This is a genomic window from Streptomyces sp. NPDC006326 (assembly GCF_040612915.1).
In the GTDB taxonomy this organism is placed as follows: domain Bacteria; phylum Actinomycetota; class Actinomycetes; order Streptomycetales; family Streptomycetaceae; genus Streptomyces.
The window spans coordinates 1-1,187 of record NZ_JBEXRC010000115.1 but is presented as its reverse complement, the minus strand read 5'-3'; the positions used below and the strand labels follow the sequence as shown (position 1 = coordinate 1,187).

Annotated in this window: 1 rRNA gene; it reads right to left on the bottom strand. The window is 56.3% G+C overall.

From position 1 onward, the window contains the following. Positions 1-1,187: ribosomal RNA gene (locus ABZ128_RS35535) — 23S ribosomal RNA — on the bottom strand; the annotation flags it as partial.

Genomic DNA, 1,187 nt, shown 5'->3' with positions numbered 1-1,187 from the left:
GATTCGATATTGGGCGTTTCAAAGCGGGTACCGGAATATCAACCGGTTGTCCATCGACTACGCCTGTCGGCCTCGCCTTAGGTCCCGACTTACCCTGGGCAGATCAGCTTGACCCAGGAACCCTTAGTCAATCGGCGCACACGTTTCTCACGTGTGTATCGCTACTCATGCCTGCATTCTCACTCGTGAACCGTCCACAACTAGCTTCCGCTGCTGCTTCACCCGGCACACGACGCTCCCCTACCCATCACAGCCTCCGTTGGGAGTATTGCTGCAATGACACGACTTCGGCGGTACGCTTGAGCCCCGCTACATTGTCGGCGCGGAATCACTTGACCAGTGAGCTATTACGCACTCTTTCAAGGGTGGCTGCTTCTAAGCCAACCTCCTGGTTGTCTCTGCGACTCCACATCCTTTCCCACTTAGCGTACGCTTAGGGGCCTTAGTCGATGCTCTGGGCTGTTTCCCTCTCGACCATGGAGCTTATCCCCCACAGTCTCACTGCCGTGCTCTCACTTACCGGCATTCGGAGTTTGGCTAAGGTCAGTAACCCGGTAGGGCCCATCGCCTATCCAGTGCTCTACCTCCGGCAAGAAACACACGACGCTGCACCTAAATGCATTTCGGGGAGAACCAGCTATCACGGAGTTTGATTGGCCTTTCACCCCTAACCACAGGTCATCCCCCAGGTTTTCAACCCTGGTGGGTTCGGTCCTCCACGAAGTCTTACCTCCGCTTCAACCTGCCCATGGCTAGATCACTCCGCTTCGGGTCTAGAGCGTGCAACTCAATCGCCCTGTTCGGACTCGCTTTCGCTACGGCTTCCCCACACGGGTTAACCTCGCTACACACCGCTAACTCGCAGGCTCATTCTTCAAAAGGCACGCAGTCACGAGGATCCGAAGATCCCGACGCTCCCACGGCTTGTAGGCACACGGTTTCAGGTACTATTTCACTCCGCTCCCGCGGTACTTTTCACCATTCCCTCACGGTACTATCCGCTATCGGTCACCAGGGAATATTTAGGCTTAGCGGGTGGTCCCGCCAGATTCACACGGGATTTCTCGGGCCCCGTGCTACTTGGGAGATGAGCAAGCAAGCCGTACAGATTTCAGCTACGGGGGTCTTACCCTCTACGCCGGACCTTTCGCATGTCCTTCGCCTATCCATACGGTTTCTGACTCGCC